The 7,011-nt window shown below is 33.5% G+C and carries 5 protein-coding genes; all 5 read left to right on the forward strand.

Features of this window, described 5'->3' with window-relative positions:
• Positions 1 to 54 precede the first annotated feature (54 nt).
• The 5 genes from AA81_RS07215 (at position 55) to AA81_RS07235 (ending at position 6,980) form a co-directional block, all read left to right on the forward strand.
• Positions 55 to 1,302, forward strand: coding sequence for an extracellular solute-binding protein (locus AA81_RS07215; RefSeq protein WP_103078099.1), 1,248 nt, complete (start codon positions 55 to 57; stop codon positions 1,300 to 1,302).
• A 77-nt stretch (positions 1,303 to 1,379) separates the two neighbouring features.
• Positions 1,380 to 2,267, forward strand: a complete 888-nt coding sequence (locus AA81_RS07220) for a carbohydrate ABC transporter permease (protein WP_103078100.1) — start codon at positions 1,380 to 1,382, stop codon at positions 2,265 to 2,267.
• Positions 2,268 to 2,278: 11 nt separating this feature from the next.
• Positions 2,279 to 3,121, forward strand: coding sequence for a carbohydrate ABC transporter permease (locus AA81_RS07225; protein WP_103078101.1), 843 nt, complete (start codon positions 2,279 to 2,281; stop codon positions 3,119 to 3,121).
• An 88-nt stretch (positions 3,122 to 3,209) separates the two neighbouring features.
• A complete protein-coding gene (locus tag AA81_RS07230; protein WP_146026610.1) occupies positions 3,210 to 4,775 on the forward strand; it encodes a glycoside hydrolase family 66 protein in 1,566 nt (521 codons plus the stop codon).
• 21 nt (positions 4,776 to 4,796) lie between these two features.
• The gene (locus AA81_RS07235) at positions 4,797 to 6,980 is read left to right on the forward strand and encodes a TIM-barrel domain-containing protein (RefSeq protein ID WP_103078103.1); all 2,184 of its coding nucleotides are present in this window, start codon (positions 4,797 to 4,799) and stop codon (positions 6,978 to 6,980) included.
• The last annotated feature ends 31 nt before the right edge of the window (positions 6,981 to 7,011 follow it).

A 7,011-nucleotide genomic window follows, 5' to 3' on the forward strand; every position in this document is an offset into this window, starting at 1 on the left:
TATCAAGTAATTCAAGAGGAGATGTTTTATATCAAAGTATGAGGAGGAGGTATTATGAAAAAAGCATTGTTTCTGTTGGTTGTGGTACTTATTAGCACCTTCATGTTGGCTCAGGTTAAGGAAGTTATTTTTTGGCATAGTTATTCCACTACTTCTGGAGAGTATAAACTATTAACTGAAGAAATTATACCGGAATTTGAAAAAGAACACTCAAACATCAAAATTACAGAAGTTCAAGTTCCTTACGATGAAATGAGAAGAAGATTGATCGTAAGCACGGCAGCTGCACAATACCCTGACGTTATGAGGATGGATATTATCTGGGTCCCACAATTTGCTGATATTGGCGTCTTATTACCAGTCGATGAGGAATTTCCCGAAGATTTTCAACAAATTAAAGATGATTTTTTACCTGGACCACTGGCTACAAATTACTGGAATGGTCACTATTACGGAGTCCCTTTGGATACAAATACAAGGGTTTTGTTATGGAACCGCAAAATGTTTGAAGAAAGTGGATTAAGTGCGCCTCCAACAAATATGGAAGAATTTATCAAAGATATCAAAATTTTAACCAAAGATACCGATGGAGACGGACAGATTGACCAATGGGGTTTTGCTGATACTGGTTTCGGACCATGGAATAGCATGCCATGGATATACTCTTTTGGAGGTCAAATTCTTAATCCAACAAATTCGAAGGCTGAAGGATACGTGAATTCACCTGAAAGTGTTGAAGCTTTAAAAACATTTAAAGATTTATACAATCAGGGCTATATTGCACCTATCGGAGGGGGTGGAATTGGTGTATTAGAGGGATATGCTGAAGGTATTTATGCTATGACCTTTTCTGGCCCATGGGCTGAGAGTATTATAAAAGGTCAGTATCCCGATGCAGAAATTAATTATTCCCTCGTCCCTGCCGGTAAAGGGGGTTCTAAATCTGTAGTTGGGGGTGAAGATATAGTTATTTTCAACTCTACTAAATACAAAAATGAAGCATGGGAGTTTGTAAAATTCATGACTTCAAAGGAAGTTCAGCTAAAATTTGCAACTGTTGGTCAGATGCCTGTATTGAATGGATTACTTGATGAACCCGAAATTAAAGAACATCCATTCTTCCCAGTTTATCTAAAACAATTAGAAACAGCTGTTCCTCGCTCCCCTCATCCTGCTTGGAACGAAATCAACGATATTATGGATAGTGCCTGGCAAAATGCGGTTATAGGAGGAGTAAACCCACAGGATGCTTTAGATAACGCTGCTTATGAAATTGAAGAAATCCTGAAAGAATATAGATAATAATGGGAAAAAAATTCTAGGTGGAGGATATTCTCTTCCACCTAATATAATCCCTTGTATTAGAGGAGGAATAAAGAATGACTAGGGAAAAGAGAAGAAAATCGGTTGGCCTTCTTTTTGTTTTGCCTGGTTTGATCACTTATTTCGCGTGGACTTTGTACCCGATTATAAAAAGTTTTATTATGAGTTTATACGAATGGAATATTAATCCGAATATTTCTAATAAATTTATTGGGTTAGAAAATTATATCGAATTATTCCAAGATCCAAAATTTTATGTAGCTCTTAAGAATACTATTTTTTATACACTAATTACAGTTCCTGGACAAATGATTTTTGGCTTTTTGGTAGCTCTCCTTTTAAATAGAAAAATGAAAGGTCAAACTTTATTTCGGTTGCTGTACTATTTGCCTGTGGTAACTTCTTGGGTAATAGTCTCAATATTGTTTCAATATCTTTTTGCAGCAAGAGGAGGTTTAGTAAACTTTCTATTAAAAGACATGTTTCATATAATACAGAAGGATATTGCATGGCTATCCAACCCAAAAACAGCAATGATACCTATTTATACATTAGGCATATGGAAAGGCATAGGGTGGTCGATGCTTATTTTCTTAGCTGGACTTCAAGGAATACCTAAACAACTTTACGAAGCGGCTTCTTTAGACGGAGCTAACAGTTGGCAAACCACAACTAAAATTACTTTACCTTTAATGGTGCCCACAATTATGTTTGAACTTGTCATGCTTACCATTGGCGGATTTAATGTTTTTCTTTCGGTTTATGTTATGACTGGCGGGGGACCGATGGGATCAACGGAGGTCTTGTCTTCATATATGTTTAAAGAAGCCTTCGATTATTTCCATTTTGGTTACGGGTCGGCAATATCGGTAATTTTCTTCATTATTGTTTTTACCATAGCCCAAATCCAAAGGAAACTATTAGCTAAAAGAAGTTTCTATTAAGAGGTGAAAAAATGCAAAGAAAAAACTCAAAAAAAATAATTAATATAATTGTTTTTTGTATTTTAATTTTAGGAGCCATAATAATGACTTTCCCATTTTATTACATGTTTATAACTTCCTTAAAGGAAACAGGTTATATTTTCACCGTTCCACCACAATTAATCCCTAAGCCTGCTACATTCCAAAATTATATAACTGTCTGGAAAGAAGCAGATTTTGCCAGATACTTTATAAATAGCGTTACCATAACGCTTCCTGCAATTATTTTGAATGTTCTCTTATCCACTTTAACGGCATATGGATTTGCAAGGTATAATTTTCCGGGAAAAGAAACTTTTTTCTCCCTTCTAATCGCTACTTTAGCTGTACCCGGATTACTTCTCATAATTCCTCAATTCGACATTGTTAGTAAAATAAGATGGTTGATGGACAACAAAATTACACTTATTTTAACAGGAGGAATAGGAGGAATTGCGTTCAACGCCTTTTTCTTAAGGGGATTTTTTGAAGCTATGCCTGTTGAATACGAAGAAAGTGCAGAATTGGATGGAGCCAATGCCTGGCAGAGATTTATTTATATAGTTTTCCCACAAGCTCTCCCTTCTGTAGGAGCGTTAACTATAATGTCTTTTTTGGGAATATGGGATGACTATTTTTGGCCATCTTTGATATTAACTTCAAAGAACAATTGGACATTACCTATCGGTATAATGACTTTCAAAGGTCAATTTAGCGTTCAATGGAATGTTTTATTTGCAGGAACTATGATTTCTTTGGCCCCTGTACTAGTAGTTTATGTCCTATTTCAAAAGTATTTTATACAATCAGTTTCTGAAGGAGGTTTAAAACTTTGAAAGGAGAGACTTTTAATTGCAAAAGAAAATCATATTTTTAAACTTTTATATCTTACTTTTGTTCGTATCTATATTTGGAGGTGAAAGTATGGACATTTTGTTTGATAAATCATTTTATTATCCAAATGATTCTATAAATCTAAGGTTGTTGAATCTTCCTAACGAAACTAAAAAAATTAAAATTGTTATAACTAAAGATATTCAAACAATTAATGAATTAAGTATGAACATATCTAAAGTGGAAGAAATCATGCAAATATCTTTAAAAGCTCCTTCTAAAGTTGGAGGGTATGGATTAGACTTTTATGTAAATGATAATCTGATCTTAAGCAGGGGCCTTTCGATTTTAAATTCATGGACTGAGTCACCTCGCTATGGGTTTTTAACAGATTTTGGCGAAGGAAGATTTAACGCCGAAAAAACGATGGATTATTTAGCCCAATATCATATCAACTCTTTGCAATATTATGATTGGATGTATGACTATGGATATCTAGTTTCTAAAGAAAAAAATTACAAAGATGCCTGGAATAGAGAAAGAAATATATCAAATTCTGTTTTAAAAGATTTAATTAGAGAAGGACATGAAAAAAATATTTTTTCTATGGCTTATGTCCCTATTTACGGTGTAGAAAGAAATCTTGGCTTAGACCATCCCGAGTGGTTGTTATACGAAATAAAAGGTGAGAATTATGAACCGGTTGACTTTTATCAAAAAATTTTAATCACAAATACTTATCAAGATTCGGGTTGGACAAAATTTCTTATACAACAATGTAAAGAAACTTTAAATTTTGGATTTGATGGAATACATTTAGATCAATATGGATACCCTAAAGATAATGCATCTTTTTACTTAGAAAATAACGAATATAAACCTTACATAACATCTAAAGGTTTTAAGGAATTCATAAATGAATTGAAACAACAAACAGAAGCTCCGGTAATCTTTAATTATGTTAATAATTGGCCCAAGGAAATACAATCTCAAGCAGATGCGATTTATATAGAACCTTGGGAATCATGTAATACATATGAAGATATGTACAAAATGATCAAAGAAGCTAAGGAAAGAAGCAAAAAGGATGTCATAACTGCTGCCTACATCAATCCCTCTTTTGAAGAAAATATTATTTTGACTGATGCGGTTATTGCAATAAGTGGTGGAAGAAGATTAGAAATGGGAGAATATTTGTTAATACTCGGAGGGCCTTATTTCCCTGGCGACGCAGATATTGTAAGTCAAGATTTACTAAATAAACTCAGGAATTACTATGATTACCAAGTAAGATATGAAGAATTATTTGATATCTTAGAAAAAGAAGTAGAATTAAAAGGAAATAATTTATCTTTAAACCCAAAAAATGATTCTATATGGTACAATGTTAAGATGAACTCTAAGTATGTTTTCATTAATCTTGTCAATTTTGTAGGGACAAGCACAGACTTTTGGAGAATGAAAACAAAAAAACCCAATACAATCAATGATATAGAAATTTTTATCCCTTTAAACAATATTAAAAATGTATATTTTGCTTCAGCTGATAATCAGTTATTTTTTTCAAAAATAGATTTTTTAGAAAAAGAAAATGGGTTAATTGTAAAAGTCCCAATACTTGAATATTGGTCAACTATTCTGATAGAATTAGAATAAAAATTTGAGGAGGATTTATCTATGTTCGCAAAGACGCAGTTAACACAATACACTACTTTGTACAGAAGCGGCAAACCTTTTAAAACTGGGGCGGTGATAGTTGACTTAGAAAGCAAAGATTTTCAACAAAACGATACTATCCCATATTTTCAAGTTGAAGAAGAAGACAACAAAATAAATTTCATATACAAGATGTCAAAAGAAGATGTTGTATATGGATTAGGAGAAACTCTTGGGGCATTGAACAAAAGAGGTAAAATTTATAGATTCTACAACACGGATGATCCCGAACACACCCCTGACAAAATGTCTTTATACGGTTCTCATCCTTTTATGATCTTGGATGGGAAAAAAACTTTCGGATTGTTCATTGATTATCCTTCTGAAATAATATTTGACATAGGATTCACAGATAAAGATATTTTACAGATAACCCTCCCTTCAAAAGATTTTGATTTGTATATCTTTGATTCTGATGAAAAGCTATCCATAATAAAGGAATACTTTGATTTAACTGGGAAACCTTATATCCCTCCAAAATGGGCCTTTGGGTTTCAGCAATCAAAGTGGAGTTACTTCTCTGAAGAGGAAGTTAGAAATGTAGCAAAAAAATTCAGAGAAACTGGAATACCCTGTGATGTCATTTACACCGATATAGATTACATGGATAGTTACAAGGTTTTCACCATAAACAAAGAAAAATTTCCTAACTACGAAGGGATGGTAAAAGACCTAAAAGAAATGGGAATAAGAATTATACCGATTATAGACCCTGGAGTAAAAATAGAAAAGGATTATGAAATGTACGAAGAAGGTAAGGAAAAAGGCTTTTTCTGCGTGGATGAAAACGGTAATAACTTTGTTGCAGCTGTCTGGCCAGGGCCCACGCACTTTCCAAACTTTTTGAACTCAGAAGTTAGAAGATGGTGGGGTAAGAAGTATAAACTCTTTACAGATATGGGAATAAAAGGCTTTTGGAACGATATGAACGAACCTTCAATATTTTATACTCCTAAAGGTTTAGACAATCTTTTGGAAATGTTAAAATATTTAGAGGAAAATAAGGAAAATGCTGGTATAGAAGTTTTCTTGGCAAGAGAAACACTTTTGAACATAGCCAGTAACAGAGAAGATTATATAAGTTTTTACCACAAACTAGACAACGGTAGTTTAATAAATCACGATACGGTTCATAACTTATACGGATTCAACATGACAAAAGCAACTGCGGATGAGCTTAAAGAGTTATTACCGAATGAAAGATACTTGCTACTGTCAAGAAGCAGTTATCCTGGTCTTCACAGGATGGCTTCAATATGGATGGGAGATAATAAATCTTGGTGGGAACATATGCTTGTTAATATAAGAATGCTGCAATCTTTAAACATGATGGGATTTTTCTATACGGGAGCTGATGTTGGTGGCTTTGGAGCAGATTCATCTGCCGAATTAGTCATAAGATGGATGGAGTTAGGTGCGTTCACACCTTTTTATCGAAACCATACTGCACTAAATACAAGGCCTCAAGAACCTTGGCAGTTCGATGAAGAATCATTGAACATCATGAGGGATATAGTAAGGCTCAGATACGCTTTTCTACCGTATACTTACTCAGAATATATGAACTCCGTGAAAGAATCGGTTCCATTTGTAAAACCGTTATCTTTTGTATTTGAAGGGGATAGGGTGAAAGATATAGAAGATCAATACATGTACGGAGATTCTTTGATGGTGGCACCGGTTCACGAACAAAACAAAAAGGGAAGATATGTACACTTGCCGGAAGTGAATTGGTTAAATTGGACGGCTTCTAAATACGAAGAAAGAAATATGAAAGTTTATGAGCCAGGAGATTATTACATTGAGGCAGATTTAAACGAAATTCCTCTCTTCATAAAAGAAAATAACTTAATACTTCTTTCCGAACCTATGAATTATGTTGGTGAAAAAGAAATTACAGAACTAACAGTTATTGGTTTGGTAAGCGATCACGCTATTTACAATTATTATGATGACGATGGAACCACTTACAACTTTACAAAAGGTGAGTTTGGTAATTTAAAGATAGATATAACAAAAGTAGGTAATGATTTCAAAATAGATGTGAAAACATACGATCCAACAAATATCTTAAAAATAAAAAAGATCCATTTCGAAATATACGACATTGATGGAAGTGTCATCAAAAAAGATATGATCCTTTAGAAAAGACTTGGGATACTCCCAAGTCTTTTTT

Source organism: Petrotoga halophila DSM 16923, assembly GCF_002924615.1.